Genomic DNA, 19,015 nt, shown 5'->3' with positions numbered 1-19,015 from the left:
AACTGATGGACCACTTCGGCCTCACCGACGAGCTCGCCGACCTGCGCGAGACCGTCGCCGCGTTCGCCCGCGACAAGATCGCGCCGGTGATCGGGGACTTCTACGCCCGCCACGAGTTCCCCTACGAGATCGTCGCGCAGATGGGCTCGATGGGGCTGTTCGGCCTGGCCCTGCCCGAGGAGTACGGCGGCATGGGCGGTGACTATCTCGCGCACTGCATCGCGATCGAGGAGCTGGCCCGGGTCGACTCGTCGGTGGCGATCACGCTGGAGGCGGCGATCTCGCTCGGCGCGATGCCGATCCACAAGTTCGGTACGCCCGAACAGAAGGCCCGCTGGCTGCCCGACCTGGCCGCCGGCCGTCGCCTGGGCGCGTTCGGCCTGACCGAGCCCGGTGCGGGATCGGACGCCGGCGGTACGCGTACGACGGCCCGACTGAGCGACGACGGTTCCGAGTGGATCATCAACGGGAGCAAAGCCTTCATCACCAACTCCGGTACTGAGATCACCGCTCTCATCACGATCACGGCGATGACGGGACCGGACGAGATCTCCACGATCATCGTCCCGTCGGGTACGCCGGGCCTGGTGGTCGCGCCCGGCTACGACAAGGTCGGCTGGTGCGCTTCGGACACGCACGAGCTGTCGTTCACCGACGTCCGGGTCCCGGCGGCCAACCTGCTCGGCGAGCGGGGCAACGGCTTCCGCCAGTTCCTGGAGATCCTCGACGAGGGCCGGATCGCCATCGCCGCCCTCGCGACCGGGCTGGCCCAGGGCTGCGTCGACGAGTCGGCCGCGTACGCCCGGCAGCGCGAAGCGTTCGGCTCGCCGATCGCCGCGTACCAGGCGATCCAGTTCATGATCGCGGAGATGGAGGTGGCCGCCCGGACCGCGCGGCTGGCCTGGCGGGACGCGGCCGCGCGCCTGGTCGCGGGCGAGAACGTACGCGTGCCCGCCGCCGTGGCGAAGCTGCAGGCGGGCGAGGCGGCGATGGACAACGCGCGGAAGGCGACGCAGGTCCACGGCGGGTACGGGTTCATGAACGAGTTCCCCGTGGGCCGGTTCTACCGCGACGCGAAGATCCTGGAGATCGGCGAGGGGACGACCGAGATCCAGAAGATGGTGATCGCCCGGAACCTGGGCATCGCGGCCTGACCAGCTCATATCGAGGATCAGCCGGGGGCATTACCATGCCGTGGTGCCCCCCTCGCCTGTACGCCGGCATCGCTGGCCGGTCATCGTCGTGTGGACGCTGCTCACACTCGCGGGCGGTGTTCTCGGCGGTGGCGTCTACAGCCAGGCGCAGACCGTCCACCAGCTCGCGGGTTCGGCCGAGTCCATGCGGGCCGGCCAGCGGCTGCAGGAGCTGATCCCGGAGGGGCCGACGGTCTTCGCCGTCGTGCGGGGCATCCAGGTGTACGACCCGGCGATCGTGCAGACGGTCTCGGACGTGGCCGCGGATCTGCGGCAGTGGCCGGCGGTCAAGGAGGTCGGCGACCCCTACACCGGCGCGGCCAACAGCGGCATCGGCGACGACAACGCCAGCATCCTCGTACGCGTCGAGCTGCGGACCGGATCCTCCGACGCCGACGTGGCCGCGGTGGCCGCCGAGCTGCACAAGATCAAGGCGACGAACGTGCTGGTGGGCGGCCAGCCACTGGCGGAGAAGGCGTTCACCGACCAGGCCGTGGCCGATGCGGCGCTGGGGGAGGGCATCGCTCTGGTCGCCCTCGCGATCCTCCTGATCGCGCTGCTGCGCTGGGGTGCCGTGGTGCCCCTGGCGGCGGCCGCGGCGGCGGTCACCACCACGCTGCTCGTGCTGACCGGGCTCGCCCGGGTGACGGCGGTCAGCGACTTCACGGTCAACATCGTCACGCTGCTCGGCCTCGGCCTCGCCGTCGACTACGCGCTCGTCCTGCTCTGGCGATACCGCGAGGAGCTCTCCCTCGGACGAGATCGCGTCGAGGCTCTGGCGACCGCCGTCCGCACGGCCGGGAGAGCGGTGCTCATCTCCGGCGGCATCGTCGCCGCGGCCATGGCCGGGCTCGCCACCTTCTCCCAGCCGCTGCTGGCCGCGATGGCGCTCGGCGGGCTCGTCGTGGTCGTGGTCTCGACCGCAGTGGCGCTCACCCTGAGCCCCGCCCTGATCGCCGTCCTCGGCCGCCGGATCACGCCGAAGGCCCCCGCCGTCACGGGCGGCGTCCTCGGCCGGCTGACCGGCGTCGCCCAGCGCAACGCCGGAACCGTCGCGCTCGCCGCGGTGGCCGGGCTCCTGCTGCTCGCCGCGCCCTTCGCCTCGGTCGCCCTCGGCAATTCGGATGTACGCGCGCTGCCGGCGTCCGCGGAGAGCCGGCAGGCGTACGAGGCGTACTTCCGGCTGTTCCAGCGGGAGCATCCCGACCCGGTGACGGTGGTGCTCGACGGCGACGCCGCCGGCGAGCGGATGCGGGACTATCTCGACCACCTGAACCGGCTGCCCGGTGTCGCCCAGCTCCAGCTGAGGTTCGGCACCCCGGCCGGCGCTACCGTCGTGGATCTGCGGCCGGCGACAGCCGAGGGCGCGACCGCCCTGGTCCGGACCGTTCGAGGCGTACCCGCGCCGCATCCGGCCCTGGTCGGCGGCCCGGCCGCGGAACTCGTCGACTACCAGGACTCCGTACGCGAGCGCCTCCCGTACGCCTTCCTGATCCTGCTCGCCGCCGCCGGGGCGCTGCTGTTCGCCCTGACCCGATCCGTCGTGATCCCGGTCAAGGCGGTGCTGCTCAACCTGCTGACGCTGGCCGCCTCGCTCGGCGTACTGGCGGCGGTGTTCGGCGGGCGTCTCGACCTGACCACGCCCGTGCTGCTGTTCGTGTTCATCTTCGGGCTGTCCACCGACTACGAGGTCTTCCTCCTCGCCCGGATCACCGAGGAGCACCGGGCCGGCGCTGCCACCACCGAGGCGGTACGCCGTGGCGTCGCGCGTATCGGGCCGGTGGTGACGTGGGCGGCGACGGGGCTCATCGTCGTGTTCCTCGGTTTCGTGGCCGGCCGGCTGGTCTCGGTACGCGAGATCGGCGTCGGCATGGCGGTCGCCATCTTCCTCGACGTGACCGTCGTACGCGGACTCCTCCTGCCGGCCTCGATGGAGTTGCTCGGCCGCTGGAACTGGTGGCCGGGCGGGCGTCCGGGCCGGCCCGCCGGACGGGTGCCCCGACCGTCCCCGGCAGGCGATGGGAGCGCGTCCATCGATGTTACAAAGATCACGGAGCCGTAACAGGGTCGGACAGCCGGGGACGTTTGTGTCGGAATACCGTTCGACCACAGGTCAATGGGCCGACAGCGACCTATCTACGGGATCAACTGCTGGTTACTCTTCGTGGCCGTGGGGCCCGATTCGGAATCGCGGGAACCGTCCGCTGCGGACGGTTTCGGTGCGCTGCTGCGCGGCCACCGTCTCGCGGCCGGCCTCACCCAGGCCGAACTGGCCGCGCTGGCGGAGGTCGGCGTGCGTACCGTGCGCGACCTGGAGGCCGGCCGGTCGGTACGCCCGCAGCGGTCCACGGTGGAGCTGCTCGGTCAGGCCCTCGGCCTGCGCGGACGCGAGTTCACGGTCTTCGTGGCCGTCGCGCGCGGGCGTACGCAGCCGCCGGTCCTCATCGCCGAGCCGCGGACACTCCCCGGCGCGGGTACGCTCCTCGGCCGCGACGCCGACCTCGAAGCGCTGATCGAGCACCTGCGGCGGACGCCGGGCGTCACGTGTCTCGTCGGCCTGGCCGGTGCCGGAAAGTCCGTGCTGGCCCTGGCGGCCGCCGACCGGATCCGGCTGGTGCTGCCCGGCGGCGCGGTCGGCGTGAAGGTGGCCCCCGACGACACCGAGTCCGCCCTGCTCGACAGCGTGTGCGCGGTCGCCGGCGTGGCCACCCCGGACCAGCTGGCCGAGGCGTTCCGGGCGCCGGCGATGCTCCTCGTGGACTCCGTGGACCGCTCCCGGGCCGCGACCGCCGCCGTGCTGGCGCGGTTGCGCGTACTCGCCCCGGAGCTGCGCGTCCTCGCCGCCGGGCGGGCACCCATCGGGCTGCCGGGGGAGCAGGTGTGGCCGGTCGCGCCGCTCGCCCTGCCGCCCGAATCGGCCACGACCGTCGGCGACCTGCAGCGGTACGCGGCCAGCGCCCTCTTCCTCGACCGCTGGATCCGCCACAGCGGACGGCTGCCCACCGACGCCGAGGTGGGTGCCGTCGTCGACCTGGTACGCCGGCTCGCCGGCCTCCCGCTGGCGATCGAGCTGGCCGCGGCCCGGGGCAGGGTGCTCGACCCGAGCGAGATGCTGGCCCGGTTCGGCGACGTCGGATCGGTGGTGGACGCCGCGGAGGCTGTGCGTACGGCGGTGACGGCCAGCTACCGGCTGCTGACCCCGATCCACCGGCAGGCGCTGCGCTACCTGGCCACCTTCACGCACCGGTGGTCGATCGAGCTGGCCGAGGACCTGCTGGCCGAGGTGACGCCGGACGTCGTGGTGCTCCTCGACCGCCTGACCGACCTGGGCCTCGTCACCGTACGCGGCCAGGGCGCCGCCCGGTTCGTCGTCCTCGACTCCGTCCGGGAGTACGCGATCGAGCAGGCGGAGGCGGCCGGCGAACTGACCCGGGCGCGGCGCCGGCACGCGGTCGTGTTCGCCCGGTACGCGGCGCGTACCGCACCGATGCTCAGCGGGCCCCAGCTGACGGCCGCGGTCGCCCGGCTGGACGACGTCGCCGGCAACCTCTGGTCCGCACTCGCGCACGCGGCGACCGACGATCCGCACACGGCCCTCTGCCTCGCCTCGAAACTGCCGCGGTGGTGGCGTTTCCGCGGCCGGGATGTGCAGGGCCGGACATGGCTGCGGCGGCTGCTCGACGACCCGCGTACGCTCGACGCCGATCCGGTGATCCGGGCCTGGGCGCTGCTCGGGGTGGCGCAGCTGGCCAACGAGCACGGTGCGGGGCCCCGGGAACTGCCGTCGGCCCGCGAGTCCGTCCGGCTGTTCCGCGAGAAGGGCAGCATCACCGGCGAGATCACCGCCCGGACCGTCCTGTTCGCGCTGTGCATGAGCATCGGGGACTACGACGCCGCGCGTGAGCAGGGCCAGGAGGTGCTCGTCCTGGCCGGCCGCACCGGCCGCGTCCGCGACATGACGATCGCGCAGTCCAATCTCACCTGGCACGACATCCGCACCGGCGACCTCGCCGCCGCCCAGCGCCGGCTCGCCGACGTCGACCGGCTCACCGCCCGCAGCGGCGACCTGCGGCTGCGCGTCGTCGGCCGGATCAACCTCGCCGAGGTGCTGCGTCTCGCCGGCCAGTTCACCGAGGCCGTCGTCGTCGGCACGCAGGCCCTCGACCTGCTCGGCGAACTGGGCGACCCGAGCCACCGGCGGCGCGTACTCACGACCGTCGCGCTGGCCAGGGCCGAGGCCGGGGAACCCGCCGAAGCCGACAAGATCCTGGTCGAGCTGCGCGCGTCGACGCCCGGCCCCGCGGGGGACGAGGACGCGTCCTGCGCGGTGGTCGAGGCCGCGACCGCCCTCGCCCGCGGCCAGCGCATGCTCGCCTTCTCCTGGTACGCCACGGCCGCCGACGCGTACGCGGGCGGGCACGACGTCCGTGACGTTGTGCAGTGCCTCGTCGGCATGGTGGCCGCCGCCGACCACGAAACCGACCGGCAAGCCGCCCTGGACCGCCTGTACGCGTTGACCGAGCGGGCCGGCATCGTCCTCACCGACCGCGAGCGGGCGCTCGTCGACGGGCGCTAGCTGGCGGCCACCGACGGTGCGGCGCTCGACGACGCGGGGGAGGGCGCCGGGCTCGACGGCTGCGGCGCGCGGGCGACGATGAGGCGCACCGACTGGCCCGGCGACATCACGCTGTCGGCGGTCGGCGACGTGGCCAGCACGTATCCGTCCGGCTGCTGGGTCGAGTCCTGGTAGTCGATCGTCCACGTGAGACCCAGCGTGGTGAGCTGGCTCGTGGCGTCGGCGAGGCTGTGCCCGACCAGGTTGGGGACCACTACGGTCACCGACGTCGGGCCGGCCGAACTCGGCAGCGGGCTCGGGCTGGGGCTCGGCTGCGGCGACGGGCTCGCGGGCGCGGAGGAGGCGGCGGCCGGGGTCGACACCACCGGCGACGGCGTCTCGTCGGAGTTCCGCCGGACCAGCACGATCGCCAGGATGATCGCGATCACCACGAGCACGCCGATGATGCCGATGACCAGCGGCAGCCACCAGCGCCGGCCGGATTCGTCCTCGGCCCACTCCTCGCCGGCGGGCTCCTCGCCGGGTCCGGCCGGGCGTACCTCGGCACGGCCGGTCCAGGCGTCCTCCGGAAGGCTCACGCGGGTGGCGTCGTCGCTCCAGCCCGCGGCGCCCGGCAGCACGGTCGTCGGCTCGCCCGCGGCACCGGTCTCGACGGGCGGCAACGCCTGCGTCGGATCGGCGGCACCGGCCGGCGGCACGACCTGGGTCCGATCGTCCGCGTCGTCGACCGCCGGCATGGCCTGGGTCGGTTCCGCGTCCGGCCGACCCTCGCCGCCGGCGCTCGTCGCGTCCGCGTCGCCACCCGCACCTGGAGCGCCACCAGCACCGGTGTCAGCGTCCGCATCGGGACCGCCGTCGGGCGGCAGGGACGGCATCTTCTCGGTGGGGACGTTCGGGTCATCGGGCTGAGGCGTCTGGTCCGACATGGTCCCGTCCTATCACACCGATCATTCCGGCGGTCGCGCCGCGCCGCCCCGGGCTCAGCGCCGGGCGACCGCGCAGTACACGGTCACCTCATCGTTCCAGTGCGCGGTACCGGTTCCGGGCTGGGGATCCTGCCGGACGACCTGGCCCGTCTTGCCGGTCGCGTACTTGACGGTGAGGCCGTTGTCATAGAGGGGGCCGTGGATCGAGCCGCACGGGCTGCCGGCGAGGTTCGGCACGTCCGTCACGATCGGCGGGCCGGCCACGTAGACCTTGACCGTCACGCCGTTGTGCACCAACGTCCCGGCCGGCGGGTCCGTCCGCGTGACCTGCCCGCCCGAGGCGCTCTCGTCGAAGTACGCGACCACGCCGAGCTTCAGACCGCGCAGCTGCGTGAAGTAGGCGCGGAAGTCCTGCCCGGCGCCGGGCGGCAGCGGCGCGTCGACGACGGGTGCGGGCGATCCGGCCGAGGCCGAAGGCGCCGCGCTGACCTCGGCACTCGGGCTCGCGTCCGGCGACGGGGAGTCCGCCGTGGACGGTCCGGCCGCCGGCGACGTGACGGAGGCGGACGGCGTACTCTTCGGATCGGCCGAGGCCAGCAGGTAGCCGCCGGTGGCGCCGATGATCGCGAGCACGGCGACCGAGGTGGCGATCGCTGCGATCATCGCGGGGTTGATCCCCTGCCGCGGCGGCGCGCTGTCCACTTTGGTCTCCCAGGGGTCGGTCATCGTTCCTCAGTTCTCCTGTCCGGTCCGGGTACGCGACTGTGAGTGTGCAACCCCGCCGCGACCCGTCACACACGGCCGGGCGGAACTGACGCCAAGTTGACACCTCGCGCGGACCTCCGGCATCGGCGATACTCTGCCCCGGAACGCAGGACCGGGGGAGTACGCGCGGACGGGAGCTTGACATGTCGGCACGAGGCTGGGCGGGATCGGTCGCACAGGCGATCGGCGTGGCCGCCGCCACCGGAGCCGCGCAGCTCGGCATCGGCTACGGCCTGGGCATCATCGGCTGGCTGGGCGATCCGAGCGGCTGGGCCGCGGCACTGGCCTGGACGCTGTGGGTGGCGGCCCTGGCCGTCGTCTTCGGCGCCGTGCTGGTACGCCGGCGCACGGGACCCGGTGAGGTCGAGAGCGGCTGGGCACGGGGACTCTGGCGGGCGGTGGTCGCGTGCGCGGCGGCCGTCGGCGCGGGCGCGGTCGTCCCGCTGACCGCGTTGCCGGCCCGGCAGGTGTCCACGGCGGCCACCTTCGCGCCGGCCTGGATCGTCGGCTGGTACGCCGCGGTCGGCGTACTCGTGGGACTGCTCTTCGCGATTCTGGCGCTCGCGGCGCGTTCCATGGCCGCGAACCTGATCGCGACGGGTGTCTGGTGGTGGCTCGTGGCGGTCGTGACCGTGCTGGACTCGGTGGCCGGGGGAACCGGGCTGGTGCCGACGCAGCTGGGCGTGTGGCGGTTCGCGGGCCTGGGCCGCGCGAGCGCGGACGGCGAGTTGAGCGCGCTGGCGATGCCGGGCGAGTCGTGGTGGCACGCGATCTACCTGCCGGGCATGGCGCTGACGTTGGCGGCGGCGTTCGTCATCGGCCTGCTGGCGGCGGTTCCGGCCGCGCGCCGGGGCGAGGCGCGGGTCGCGGTCGCGCTGTCGGGCGCGGCGGGTCCGCTGCTGCTCGCGGTGGCCATGGTCCTCGCGGCCCCGCGGCTGGGCGGCGCGCCGGTGGAGCAGCTGTCGGCGTTGCTGGTCGCGCCCTACACGGTGGTGGCGGGCGTCCTCGGTTCGATCGTGGCCGCGCTCGTCTTCGGCCGCGTACGCCGCGACGAGGAGCCGCCGACCGCGTGGGTGCCGGTGGAGATCGAGCCGCAGCCGGTGGGCGACCCGTTCGGAGCCATCGAGCCGGTCACGCCGCCGCAGGCCCAGCCGGTCGTGCCGCGGCCGCGCAAGAGCCGGCCGGCGCCGCGCGCGCCGCGCGAGCCGGAGGTGAAGGTGCGGACCGAGGTCACCGATGTCGTCACGTCGGTCGCGGTGGACGCGTCGCCTGACGAGCCGCGGGCCGAGGAGCCGGCGGCCGGAGGATCGGGGAAGCGGCGCCCGAAGCGCGGCTAGACGGTTCTGCGGTTCGGCAGCGCATCCGGCGCGGGCGGGTCCGGGATGCGATCCCGCCCCGCCCGCACACGGAACGCCCGGTATGACGCCCGCCGCGGGTGCCCTGGTAAGCCCCGGCATCGACGCGCCATACCGACCCCCCTGGTGTCGCCCCCGCGAGACCGGTATGCGGGAAACGCTACCAACGCTGTTCTTCGCCGTCTGTCCTTTTTGTTCGGATAATTGCCGGTCCACTGATGCGGTGGACCGGTTCTGCCGCCGTTTCTGCCTGTCCCGCCCCATGTCCCGGATATCGCTGGCCCCGGCTGATCGGCGGTCGCGTACGCGGGCCGGAAAGGGGCCAATGGTCCTAGCACCCGATGCCACGGAAGTCCGTGCGCCGTAAGGTGGAAGCTCAACGCGACGGATCGGTTACCCAGAGGCATACTCACGCGATCGGCGCAGGCCGTCGCGTCGCGGGGAAACCCGACCGCGCTGAGATCCCGGGGAGGGGACCTGATGGGCAAGGACGTCTCGGAGTCGGCGTTCACCAGTGCGGACAGGATGCGCTACCGGCAGAAGGTACGCCGCTGCCTGGACACGTTCGCGCTGATGCTGGACGACTTCGGCTTCGACGCGGACGCCCCGACGACCGGTCTGGAGATAGAGATAAACCTGGTCGACCGGGATTACCAGCCGGCCATGCGCAACGCCGACATCCTGGACACCCTCGCCGACCCGTACTACCAGTCGGAACTCGGCCAGTACAACCTCGAACTCAACGTGCCGCCGCGGCTGATCGGCGCCGACGGGTTCGTCGCGTACGAGAAGCAGCTGCTGGCGAGCCTGGCGCGGACTGACGACAAGGCGGCCGAGCACGACGCTTCCCTCGTCCTCATCGGCATCCTGCCCACCCTGACGACCGAGCACGCGATCCTCGACAACCTGTCGGTCAATCCGCGCTACCGCGTCCTCAACGAGCAGATCCTCAACGCCCGCGGCGAGTACATCAGCCTCGACATCCGCGGTACCGACCACCTGAAGCTGCAGACCGAGTCGATCGCGCCCGAGGCCGCCTGCACGAGCGTGCAGTTCCACCTCCAGGTGTCGCCGGAGTCGTTCGCTAACTACTGGAACGCGGCGCAGGCGATCTCGGCACTGCAACTCGCGGTGGGCGCCAACTCGCCGTTCCTGTTCGGCCACCAGCTCTGGCACGAGACCCGGATCGCGCTGTTCAAGCAGGCCACCGATACGCGGCCGGACGAGCTGCGGGCCCAGGGCGTACGCCCGCGGGTCTGGTTCGGCGAGCGCTGGATCACGTCCATCTTCGACCTTTTCGAGGAGAACGTACGCTATTTTCCGGCGCTGCTGCCCATCTGCGACGAGGAGGAGCCGCTGCAGGTGCTGCATTCCGGCGGCGTACCGCACCTCGGCGAGTTGCGCCTGCACAACGGGACCGTCTACCGGTGGAACCGGCCGGTCTACGACGTGATGAACGGGCGGCCGCACCTGCGGGTGGAGAACCGGGTCATGCCGGCCGGACCGACCATCGTGGACATGATGGCCAACGCGGCCCTCTACTACGGCCTCGTACGCCACTTCGCCGAGCAGGATCGTCCCATCTGGACACAGCTGAGCTTCAGCGCGGCCGAGGACAACTTCCACGCGGCGGCCCGGCGGGGGATCGCGGCACCCGTCTCCTGGCCCCGCATCGGCGAGGTACGCGCCACCGACCTCCTGCTCGACGTGCTGCTCGCCAACGCGGCCGAAGGGCTGGACGGGTTCGGCGTCGACGCCGCCGTCAGCAACCACCTGCTCGGCATCATCGAGCAGCGCTGCCTGACCGGGCGTACCGGCGCCACGTGGCAGATCGAATTCGTCCGGGCGGCCGAGCGCCGGGGCGCGACGAGGGACCAGGCGCTGCGCGAGATGCTGGTCCAGTACATCGAGCTGTCGCACACCAACCAGCCCGTGCACACCTGGCCCGTCGCCTGACCCGTACGCGAACGGGGGCCGCGGCTGGTGACGGCCGCGACCCCCGTTCGTCGGATATGGCGGGTGTTACAGGTCGAACTCGCCGTCCTTGGTGCCGTCGACGAACGCGTCCCACTCGTCGGGCGTGAACACCAGGAAGCCGGCGGACGGGTTCTTCGAGTCCCGGACCGCGATGGCCCCGCCCACGAAAGCGACCTCGACGCAGTTGTCGCAGCTGGGGCTGGAGCGGGTGCTCTTGCGCCAGACCGCCTGACTCATGTCGAGGTGGTACCCCTTTGACGTGATCTCCACAGTGGCTCCTCCACTAACTTCCGAAGCCGGGCGGCGGACTGCTCCGGTCCGAGTGCCGTCCGGTGGATGTTCTCGAAGAGGGTCAGATATCTTGCCAGCTCATCCCGTTTCTCGATGAACAGTCCCCCGGTCGCGTTCTCCGCGAACACCACCGACTGATCGCCGGGCTCGGGAAAGTCGAGGATGGCAAAAGTTCCGTCCATACCGGCATGTGCGCCGATCTCGAACGGCAGCAGCTGAATGGTCACGTTCGGTCGCTCGGCCGCCGACAGCAGCCGCTCGATCTGTTTGCGCATGACCTCGTCGCCGCCGACCGGACGGCTCACAGCCGACTCATCGAGCACCACCCATAGTTCAAACGATTCTCCTTCGTCCAGCAACGATTGCCGCTTCATGCGGACACGGATGCGCCGGGAGATTTCGTCCTCGTTCTGGCGGGGCAGCGTACCCATCATGGCTCGCGCGTACGCCTCTGTTTGCAGCAGCCCCGGAACAACCTGCTGCTCATAGGTGCGTACGCGACTCGCCTCGGCTTCCAGCCCGACGTAGGCGCTGGACAGAACCTGGCTGTACGGGTGCCACCAAGCCTTCTGGCGGGCATCGCGAGCGAGGTCCGTCAGTTCGAGAATCTCCGCCTCCGCGGCGCCGAAGATCGTCAGCAGGTCGCGGACGTCGCGGACATTGACAGATGTATGACCGGTTTCGATTCGGCTGATCTTCGACTGGGAACATTCCAGCCGTTCGGCCACGGCCTCGAGGGAGAGCCCGGCTCTCTCCCGTCGATCGCGCAGCTCAGCTCCGAGCCGGCGACGGCGTACCGTCGGGCTCTTTCGGGCGATGGTCACGGCGCACCTCCGCGACGATGATCGGTGTCGGCGTCAAGTACGCCCTGGATCAGGGACAACCTCCCCATTGTCCGGAGTCTGCCCCGAATGAAACCGCACTTCAACTGTCCGAACGCGCACATGGCGTCCGACCGGTCGATCACCTGAGGATGGCGGATTTCTGCGCCGTCACGCCTAAGTGACAATCTCGGCGTGCAACTTGCATTGATCTTCCTGATGCTGCACAGTGAGTGGGAAATCGGACACCCATCGTGATCATCGTTGGTGCGGGATGCGTCTGATGAGTGGATCCCTGGCATCAGTCTGCGAAGACCATTACTTCATCAACGACTCACACCGTATGAGGATTCCGGGAGGGACAGTGACACCGAGAGCCGGCGACATCCTCCATGTCACCCGTGACGCGAGCGTCCAGTTCGCGACATCCATCTTCTTCCGGGTCATCCGCGTGCATGACTGGCCCACCTACGACGGCTGGCTGTGGCTGGACGGATACCAGCTCAACGCAGCCGGCGACGCCGTCGAGCGCCGGTCGATCTTCGTGCGGGCCGGTGGCCTGCGCATGGTGAGGCAGAACGCACCGGCCGGTCCGGGCGTCGCGGCCCAGCAGGCCTCATCCGGCGCGGCCACCAGCCGCGCGAACCTCCAGGATCGACCCGCGCGCCCCGTGCGACCGCGGGCAGCCGTGCACCGGACGCCGGCGGTCGCCGCCGGCTGAGCGGCGCGTACCGGCGAGCCGCCCCTTGGCCCGGGCCCGACCGACTCCGCACGCCGAGCGGAGGAAGTCGCGTACCGGCGCCAGGGGGCGGCTGTACGTCAGTCCGGCACCCGGGTCGCTTGAGCGTCCATCGTGGTACGCCGGCGCGCGGCCACCGTCTCCCGGGCGGTCCGCAGCCAGTCGGGGTTCCCGCCGGGCGTACCGAGGCCGAAACGGAACCAGGCCGGCGGGTGGGCGAGTCCGGCGTACCCCTCGATCAGGTCGTCGATGATGCCCAGCAGCTCGCGGCGGGCGTTACGGCCCGCGGCCAAGGTGACCTTGTGCTCGCCCAGGTACGCCGCGCGGGCGGCGGCCGTCGAGCGGAGCCGGTCGACCGTGTCGGCGGCCCGTCCTCGCTGGACGGCGGCCATGACGGCGGTGGCCCGGTCCCGGCGGAGCTGGCGGGCGACCGCCGCCCGGTACGCCGGCCGCAGCCAGGACGAGGCGCGGGAGAGCAACCGCTGCGCCGTGCGGATCTGCAGCTGGATGCGTTCCTCGAAGGCCATGGCCTGCACGAGCGCTTGCTCGGCCGCGGCGAGCAGGGCGGGATCCGGCACGGCGGGAGCGCCTTCGACGGCCCGGTCGGCCTCCTCGACCAGCCGCCAGAGCCAGGCCTCGTCGTCGGAGACCTCGTCCAGCTCGGCCCGAGCCCGCGACCGCACCGCGTCCTCCCCGGTACGCGCGGCGGGGACGTTGGGGGCGTACCGCCACAACGACGGGGTGGCCGGCGAGTCCGTGGCGCAGTGGCGGCATTCCGCCGAGTGGCACCGCTCAGCCGGCGCAAAGCGCGGATCCGCCACGTCAACTCCCGCACATGTTCGAAGGTGGTCCGAAAAGTGGGACGGCGAGCGCGGTTGCGGGGAAGACCGTCGCTCGGCCTCATCCGCCTCGTTGTATCAGACAGTGCGGCCGTTGCCTCGAAGACCCGCCGCGTGAACAGGGATTTCTCCCCCGCGGCGCGCGGCTGGCCTCCCGACAGGAGGGGATCAGGCGATGACCATCAGCCAGGAGAACGCCGGCGCTGCGAACGCGGAGCGCTTCGTCAGCCCGCTGCCGGGGTACGCCTCGGCGCCTACTCAAAGTACGCACGCCAGTCCGGAATCCGACAGCGTGAAGTCCAGCGTCGCGCTCACCTTCGACGGCCTGACCGAGCCGGTGTACCCGCCGGCGAGCTGGCTGACGGAGCCCGGGCTGGCGGACCACCCGTTGCTGCGCGGACTGCTCATGGAGCTGCCGCCGAAGGGAGCCGCCCCGTCGCCGGAGTGGCTCAACCGCTGGTTCGAGGCGACCCGCGCCATCCTCGAACTGATCTACGTCAAGTAGGCGGAGTGCGCGGTGCGCCCCGGACCCGTCCGGGGCGCACCTTCGCCTGCTCGGAGAAGACCTGCCGGAAGCTCAGACCGGGAACGTCGCCGGCGCGTCCCGGCTCGGCTGCGGCGGCGCGGCTTTCCAGACGCGTACCTTCTGGGCGGCGAGGCGGGCCAGGTACTCGGGGTTGAGCAGCAGGTAGCGCTTCCAGAGCCGCTTCGGCTCCAGGCCCAGCCGCCACAGCCACTCCAGGCCGGCGCGCTGCATCCACGGCGGCGGCTTGCGCAGCCCGCCCGCGTGGTAGTCGAACGCGGCCCCGACCGCCAGCAGCGGCATGCTCAGGTGCTCCCGCAGCGCGTGGGTGAAGATCTCCTGCCGCGGGCAGCCCAGGCCGACGAGCACGATCCGCGCGCCGGAGGCCGTGATCCGCTCGGCGATCCGCTCGGCCTCGCCCGGCTCGACGGCTCGGAACTTCGACGCCTCGACCCCGGCGATCTTGATGTCGGGGAACATCGTCCGCAGCGCCGGCACCAGCCGGTCCAGCGTCGGCTGCGTGGAGCCGTAGAGGTAGATCGGCAGACCGGTCGCCGCCGCCCGCTCCAGCACCTTCAGCGTCAGCGTCGGGCCGTAGACCCGGTCGTCGAGCCCGGCGCCGTACAGCAGGTTGAGCGCCCAGCGTACGGGCTGGCCGTCCGGGGTCACCAGGTCGAAGCTGTTCAGCCGCGCGCCCAGCGCCTTGTCGTGTACGCCTTCCATCACGCCGTGTACGGCGAGGGCGGTGACGGCGAACGGCCGGCCGCTCTCGGCGGCGTCGATGATGCGGCCGGTCGCGTCCGCGTAGGTCGTGGCGTCGACGAGGACGCCGAGCACGCTGCGCTTGGTCACTGGTGCGTCCACTTGCCCACGTTGGCCTCGTAGATCTCGCGCAGGATGGCCGGGACGTCGTAGGTCATCCGCCAGTCCGGGTAGTGCCGCGAGAAGCGGCCCATGTCGCTGATGTACCACTGGTGGTCGCCGATACGCGCCTGCTCGACGTAATTGATCTGCGCCTCGTGGCCGGTGATCTCCTGCGCGATCGCGAAGGCCTCGATGTGCGAGCAGTTCGAGAAGCGGCCGCCGCCCAGGTTGTAGACCTCGCCGCTGCGGGGGGCCCGGAAGAACGCCTCGAACGCGGTCAGCACGTCGTGCGAGTGGATCGCGTCGCGGACCATCTTGCCCTTGTAGCCGTACAGGTTGTAGGTCCGGCCCTCCATCACGCAGCGCATCAGGTACGCGAGGAACCCGTGCAGCTCGGCGGCGGAGTGGGCGGGGCCGGTGAGCGTACCGCCGCGGAAGCAGGCCGTCTTCATCCCGAAGTAGCGGCCGTACTCCTGCACGGCGACATCGGCCGCCACCTTCGACACGCCGAAGATCGAGTGGAGGCTGCCGTCGATCGACATCTCCTCGGTGATGCCGTCCGCGAACGGGTGCGACGGGTCGATCTCCCAGCGCGTCTCCTGCTCGACCAGGGGAAGGCGGTTGGGCGTGTCGCCGTACACCTTGTTGGTCGAGGTGAAGATGAAGGCCGCCTCCGGGCAGTGCTGGCGGGTGAACTCCAGCATGTTGACCGTGCCGACGGCGTTGACGTCGAAGTCGGTGAACGGCTCCTTGGCGGCCCAGTCGTGGCTGGGCTGCGCGGCGGTGTGGATCACGAGCGAGATGTCGGAGCCGTACCGCTCGAAGATCTTCTGGAGCATCTCCCGGTCGCGGATGTCCACGTCATAGTGCGTGTACGCGTCGCCGAGCTCGCTGGTCAGCCGGACCAGGCTCCAGGCGGTCGAGCCGTCCTCGCCGAAGAAGTACTTGCGCATGTCGTTGTCGATGCCCACGACCTGCAGGCCCAGTTTGGCGAAGTGGCGGGCGGCCTCGGATCCGATCAGCCCGGCCGAACCGGTAACTAGCGCGACACTCACCGTGAGAACTCCTGGCCTGCTTCTTTTCGGCTGGGGGACACCGGACAGCATAGCCGCGCGGGCTGCTCCGGCAAGTTCCTCCAGATGCTCGTCCACGCGCTGGGGGGCCTCGGGAGGACCGACACGCCGTAGGAAAAGATCGAGGCCGCCGAACACTTGTTCGGCGGCCTCGCTATGGTGGGGAAGGAGGGAGTTGAACCCTCACGCCCTTTCGGGCACACGGACCTGAACCGTGCGCGTCTGCCATTCCGCCACTTCCCCAGAAGTGAATAGCCGGCACAGCTTACGCTATGTCCTGCTATCACCGCCAATCGGATACTGATCCGGAATCTCCCGGTCAGCCCGCCTGGCGGCGCGGACAGAAGACTAGCACGACCCCGGCGAGGGGGCCGCATCCGGGCGGGTCGAGGTGCTCGTGCCCATCGGGGCGCAGACGTGACGGGCGGAGGACCGATAGCATCATGTCCTCGGAACCCGAGGAGGACCGGTGAGCGTGCTGCAACGCTTTGAGAAGAGGCTGGAAGGCCTGGTGGAAGGCGCCTTCGCGAAGGTGTTCAAGGGGGTCGTCCACCCGGTGGAGATCCTGAACGCCATGCAGCGGGAGGCCGAAGCCCACAAGGCGATCCTTGCGGGCGGTCGCACGCTGGTGCCCAACCGCTATGTGATCGATCTCTCGCCCTACGACCACAGTCGTCTGGCGCCGTACGCCGCCGCACTGGCCCAGGAGCTGGCCCAGTCGCAGGCGGAGTTCATCGGCGAGCAGGCCTGGACGGTCTACGGCGACGTGATCGTGGAGATCGAGCGGGGGGACGGCCTCGACACCGGAATGTTCCGGGTGACGGCCGAAGTCTTCACGGGAGCCGAGCCGGGAGGCGGCTACGACGCTCCGCCGCCCGCGTACCCGGCGTACGAACAGCCTGGCGGCTACGGGCCGCCCGCCGGTGGCGGCGGGCAGCGCAACGTCCGGCTGGTCTCGGCCGACGGGCGTACCTATCCGCTGGCCATCGGCTCGACCGTGATCGGCCGGGGCGACCAGGCCAATCTGCGACTGCCCGACGTGGGCATCTCGCGGCGGCACGCGCGCCTCGACTTCGACGGCGGCCAGGTGGTGCTGACCGACCTCGGTTCCACGAACGGAACCATGGTCAACGGCCAGCGCATCTCCGCGGTCGCGCTGAACCCTGGTGACATGATCCAGATCGGGACCACCACGCTGACCTTCCGCGTGGACGGTTAGCGGCCGTGCCGGAATTCGTTCTCGCCGCCGCCCGGTTCGGGTTTCTCGTCCTTCTGTGGATCTTCGTGTTCACGGTGGTCGGCGTCATCCGCCGGGACCTCTTCGCCGGGGCCCGCGCGTCCCGGCTCGTCGCCGCGCCCCGCGGGGTGGGTGCGGCGGCGGCGGGACAGTCGCGCCCGGCGAAGGTCAAGAAGGGCCGCGCCGCGCACCAGTTGGTGGTGACGGCCGGCGCCCTCGCGGGTACCCGGCTGACGCTGGGCGAAGCCCAGATAACAATCGGTCGGGCGGAGGACTCGACCCTGGTCATCACCGACGACTACGCGTCGGCCCGGCACGCCCGGCTGGTGCCGCGCAACGGACAGTGGTATATCGAGGACCTCGGTTCGACGAACGGCACCTACCTGGACCGCACGAAAGTGAGCGGCCCTACCCCCGTACCCCTCGGCGTGCCGATCAGAATCGGCCGCACTGCCCTTGAGTTGCGACCATGACCCTCACCCTGCGCTACGCGGCCCGCAGTGACCGCGGCCTCATCCGAGACGGGAACCAGGACTCCGTCTACGCCGGGCCGCGGCTGCTCGCCGTCGCCGACGGCATGGGCGGCATGGCCGCCGGTGACGTCGCGAGCAACATTGTCATCGGTGCGATGGCCCCCCTGGACGAGGACGTACCGGGCGATGCCCTGGTCGACGCCCTCCGGGGGGCCGTGGACGCCGCCAACCAGCAGCTTCGCGACACGGTCGACGCCAATCCCCACCTGGAGGGGATGGGCACGACGCTCACCGCGATGCTCTTCTCAGGTTCCAAGGTCGGCCTGGTCCACATCGGCGACTCCCGCGCGTACATGCTGCGCGACGGGGACTTCACGCAGATCACCAAGGACGACACCTACGTGCAGATGCTCGTCGACGAGGGCCGGATCTCGGCGGAGGAGGCGAGCAGTCACCCCCAACGCTCGCTGCTCACCCGCGCGATGGACGGCCGTGACGTCGAGCCGGAGTACTCCGTCCGCGAGGTCAAGGCGGCCGACCGCTACCTGATCTGCTCGGACGGCCTGTCCGGCGTGGTCAGCGCGGACACGATCGGCGAGACCCTGCGCGAGTACGTCGACCCGTCGCAGTGCGTCGACCGGCTCATCGCCCTCGCGCTGCGCGGCGGCGGTCCGGACAACATCACGGTGATCATCGCGGACGCCCACGACGAGGACATCGTCGAGGACGTACCGGTGGTCGGCGGCGCGGCCGCCCGCGACCGGGGAATGTCTCAGGCCACCGCCTCGGAGTCGACCCCGGCGGCCCGGGCCGCCTCGCTCACGGCCGGCGCCGCTCCGCGTCCGGCCACCCCCGAACCGCCCAGCCAGCCCGAGGACGACGCCCGGCCCAAACGGCACCCGTGGCGTACGGCGGGGCTGCTCGTGGTCCTCCTCGGAATCCTCGGCGGCCTGCTCTGGGCCGGCTGGCACTACACCCAGTCGCAGTACTACGTGGGCCTCACCGACGACGGGTACGTGGCCGTGTTCCGCGGCGTACCCGGCTCGATCGCCGGGGTGGACCTCTCCCAGGTGGACCTGCGCAGCACGCTCAAGTCCGACGAGCTCACCCCCGTCGCGCAGGAGCGTGTCCGCAAGGGGATCGTGGCGGCCACGCAGACCGACGCCCGTCAGATCCTGGCCGGCCTGACCGAGGACAGCCCGACGAACACGAACCTGCTGCCGGAATGCACGCCGTCGGCCGTGCCGTCCGCCTCGCCGAGCGCCTCCACCGCGGTCACCCCCAGCGGCCTGCCCAGCGCCTCGGCCGCGCCCTCCGATACCGCCGTGAGTCCGGCGCCCTGCCGGTCCTAGACCCCGATCGT

16 protein-coding genes, 1 tRNA gene and 1 pseudogene are annotated in these 19,015 nt (G+C 71.3%); 10 read left to right on the top strand and 8 right to left on the bottom strand.

The genetic code is table 11. The annotated features are described in order from the left end of the window. The first annotated feature begins 5 nt into the window (after positions 1–5). From G401_RS0112800 to G401_RS45310, 3 genes are all read left to right on the top strand, one after another. Positions 6–1,154: an acyl-CoA dehydrogenase family protein gene (locus G401_RS0112800; RefSeq protein ID WP_027342819.1), complete on the top strand. Its 1,149-nt coding sequence runs from the start codon at positions 6–8 to the stop codon at positions 1,152–1,154. A gap of 43 nt (positions 1,155–1,197) precedes the next feature. Continuing rightward, complete coding sequence (locus G401_RS45315; RefSeq protein ID WP_084557170.1) at positions 1,198–3,255, top strand: MMPL family transporter; 2,058 nt, start codon at positions 1,198–1,200, stop codon at positions 3,253–3,255. A 108-nt stretch (positions 3,256–3,363) separates the two neighbouring features. After that, on the top strand, positions 3,364–5,769 hold the full coding sequence (locus G401_RS45310) for an ATP-binding protein (protein ID WP_051366637.1): 2,406 nt from the start codon (positions 3,364–3,366) through the stop codon (positions 5,767–5,769). Here the strand turns inward: G401_RS45310 and G401_RS0112785 are convergent. Beyond that, positions 5,766–6,695 carry a Stk1 family PASTA domain-containing Ser/Thr kinase gene (locus tag G401_RS0112785; RefSeq protein ID WP_027342818.1) on the bottom strand — a complete coding sequence of 310 codons (930 nt, stop codon included), beginning with the start codon at positions 6,693–6,695 and terminating at the stop codon, positions 5,766–5,768. The two genes, G401_RS45310 and G401_RS0112785, sit on opposite strands and share 4 nt — an antisense overlap. A 54-nt stretch (positions 6,696–6,749) precedes the next feature. Then, positions 6,750–7,421: a PASTA domain-containing protein gene (locus tag G401_RS0112780; protein WP_027342817.1), complete on the bottom strand. Its 672-nt coding sequence runs from the start codon at positions 7,419–7,421 to the stop codon at positions 6,750–6,752. A gap of 182 nt (positions 7,422–7,603) precedes the next feature. Here G401_RS0112780 and G401_RS45305 point away from each other — a divergent pair, with 182 nt between their 5' ends. Both G401_RS45305 and G401_RS0112770 read left to right on the top strand, forming a co-directional pair. Continuing rightward, on the top strand, positions 7,604–8,797 hold the full coding sequence (locus tag G401_RS45305; RefSeq protein WP_051366569.1) for a hypothetical protein: 1,194 nt from the start codon (positions 7,604–7,606) through the stop codon (positions 8,795–8,797). Between the two features lie 498 nt (positions 8,798–9,295). Next, positions 9,296–10,771, top strand: a complete 1,476-nt coding sequence (locus G401_RS0112770; protein WP_027342816.1) for a glutamate-cysteine ligase family protein — start codon at positions 9,296–9,298, stop codon at positions 10,769–10,771. A gap of 66 nt (positions 10,772–10,837) precedes the next feature. On the opposite strand, the gene G401_RS0112765 is transcribed toward G401_RS0112770, so the two are convergent. Both G401_RS0112765 and G401_RS0112760 read right to left on the bottom strand, forming a co-directional pair. Further along, entirely contained in the window at positions 10,838–11,056 is a 219-nt protein-coding gene (locus G401_RS0112765) for a DUF397 domain-containing protein (RefSeq protein WP_027342815.1), read from the bottom strand. Next, complete coding sequence (locus G401_RS0112760) at positions 11,026–11,901, bottom strand: helix-turn-helix domain-containing protein (RefSeq protein WP_034591576.1); 876 nt, start codon at positions 11,899–11,901, stop codon at positions 11,026–11,028. Before G401_RS0112760 ends, G401_RS0112765 begins: the two co-directional genes overlap by 31 nt. Before the next feature lie 367 nt (positions 11,902–12,268). On the opposite strand from G401_RS0112760, the gene G401_RS57635 reads away from it, so the two are divergent. Further along, positions 12,269–12,625 (top strand): hypothetical protein, encoded by a 357-nt coding sequence (locus G401_RS57635; RefSeq protein WP_027342813.1) that lies wholly within the window; start codon positions 12,269–12,271, stop codon positions 12,623–12,625. Between the two features lie 98 nt (positions 12,626–12,723). Here G401_RS57635 and G401_RS0112750 read toward each other — a convergent pair whose 3' ends face one another. Then, positions 12,724–13,464: a hypothetical protein gene (locus tag G401_RS0112750; protein ID WP_157545648.1), complete on the bottom strand. Its 741-nt coding sequence runs from the start codon at positions 13,462–13,464 to the stop codon at positions 12,724–12,726. Between the two features lie 193 nt (positions 13,465–13,657). On the opposite strand from G401_RS0112750, the gene G401_RS45295 reads away from it, so the two are divergent. Next, complete coding sequence (locus tag G401_RS45295; RefSeq protein WP_157545646.1) at positions 13,658–13,987, top strand: hypothetical protein; 330 nt, start codon at positions 13,658–13,660, stop codon at positions 13,985–13,987. Between the two features lie 72 nt (positions 13,988–14,059). Here the strand turns inward: G401_RS45295 and G401_RS0112740 are convergent, their stop codons facing one another. The 3 genes from G401_RS0112740 to G401_RS0112730 form a co-directional block, all read right to left on the bottom strand. Beyond that, positions 14,060–14,869: a WecB/TagA/CpsF family glycosyltransferase gene (locus G401_RS0112740; protein ID WP_245601700.1), complete on the bottom strand. Its 810-nt coding sequence runs from the start codon at positions 14,867–14,869 to the stop codon at positions 14,060–14,062. Next, complete coding sequence (locus tag G401_RS0112735; RefSeq protein ID WP_211240727.1) at positions 14,854–15,975, bottom strand: NAD-dependent epimerase/dehydratase family protein; 1,122 nt, start codon at positions 15,973–15,975, stop codon at positions 14,854–14,856. Before G401_RS0112735 ends, G401_RS0112740 begins: the two co-directional genes overlap by 16 nt. A 124-nt stretch (positions 15,976–16,099) precedes the next feature. Then, a tRNA-Leu gene (locus G401_RS0112730) sits at positions 16,100–16,185 on the bottom strand. A gap of 200 nt (positions 16,186–16,385) precedes the next feature. Here G401_RS0112730 and G401_RS0112725 point away from each other — a divergent pair. The 3 genes and pseudogenes from G401_RS0112725 to G401_RS45290 all read left to right on the top strand — a co-directional run bounded on the left by G401_RS0112725 (position 16,386) and on the right by G401_RS45290 (position 19,004). Next, positions 16,386–17,161: pseudogene (locus G401_RS0112725) on the top strand (FhaA domain-containing protein). Between the two features lie 5 nt (positions 17,162–17,166). Next, the gene (locus G401_RS0112720; RefSeq protein WP_027342808.1) at positions 17,167–17,652 is read left to right on the top strand and encodes an FHA domain-containing protein FhaB/FipA; all 486 of its coding nucleotides are present in this window, start codon (positions 17,167–17,169) and stop codon (positions 17,650–17,652) included. Further along, positions 17,649–19,004: a PP2C family protein-serine/threonine phosphatase gene (locus G401_RS45290; RefSeq protein WP_084557118.1), complete on the top strand. Its 1,356-nt coding sequence runs from the start codon at positions 17,649–17,651 to the stop codon at positions 19,002–19,004. Before G401_RS0112720 ends, G401_RS45290 begins: the two co-directional genes overlap by 4 nt. Positions 19,005–19,015: the final 11 nt, after the last annotated feature.

The sequence above is a fragment of the Hamadaea tsunoensis DSM 44101 genome, assembly GCF_000428945.1.
Taxonomy (GTDB): domain Bacteria; phylum Actinomycetota; class Actinomycetes; order Mycobacteriales; family Micromonosporaceae; genus Hamadaea; species Hamadaea tsunoensis.
This window is presented reverse-complemented; position numbering and strand designations above follow the sequence as displayed.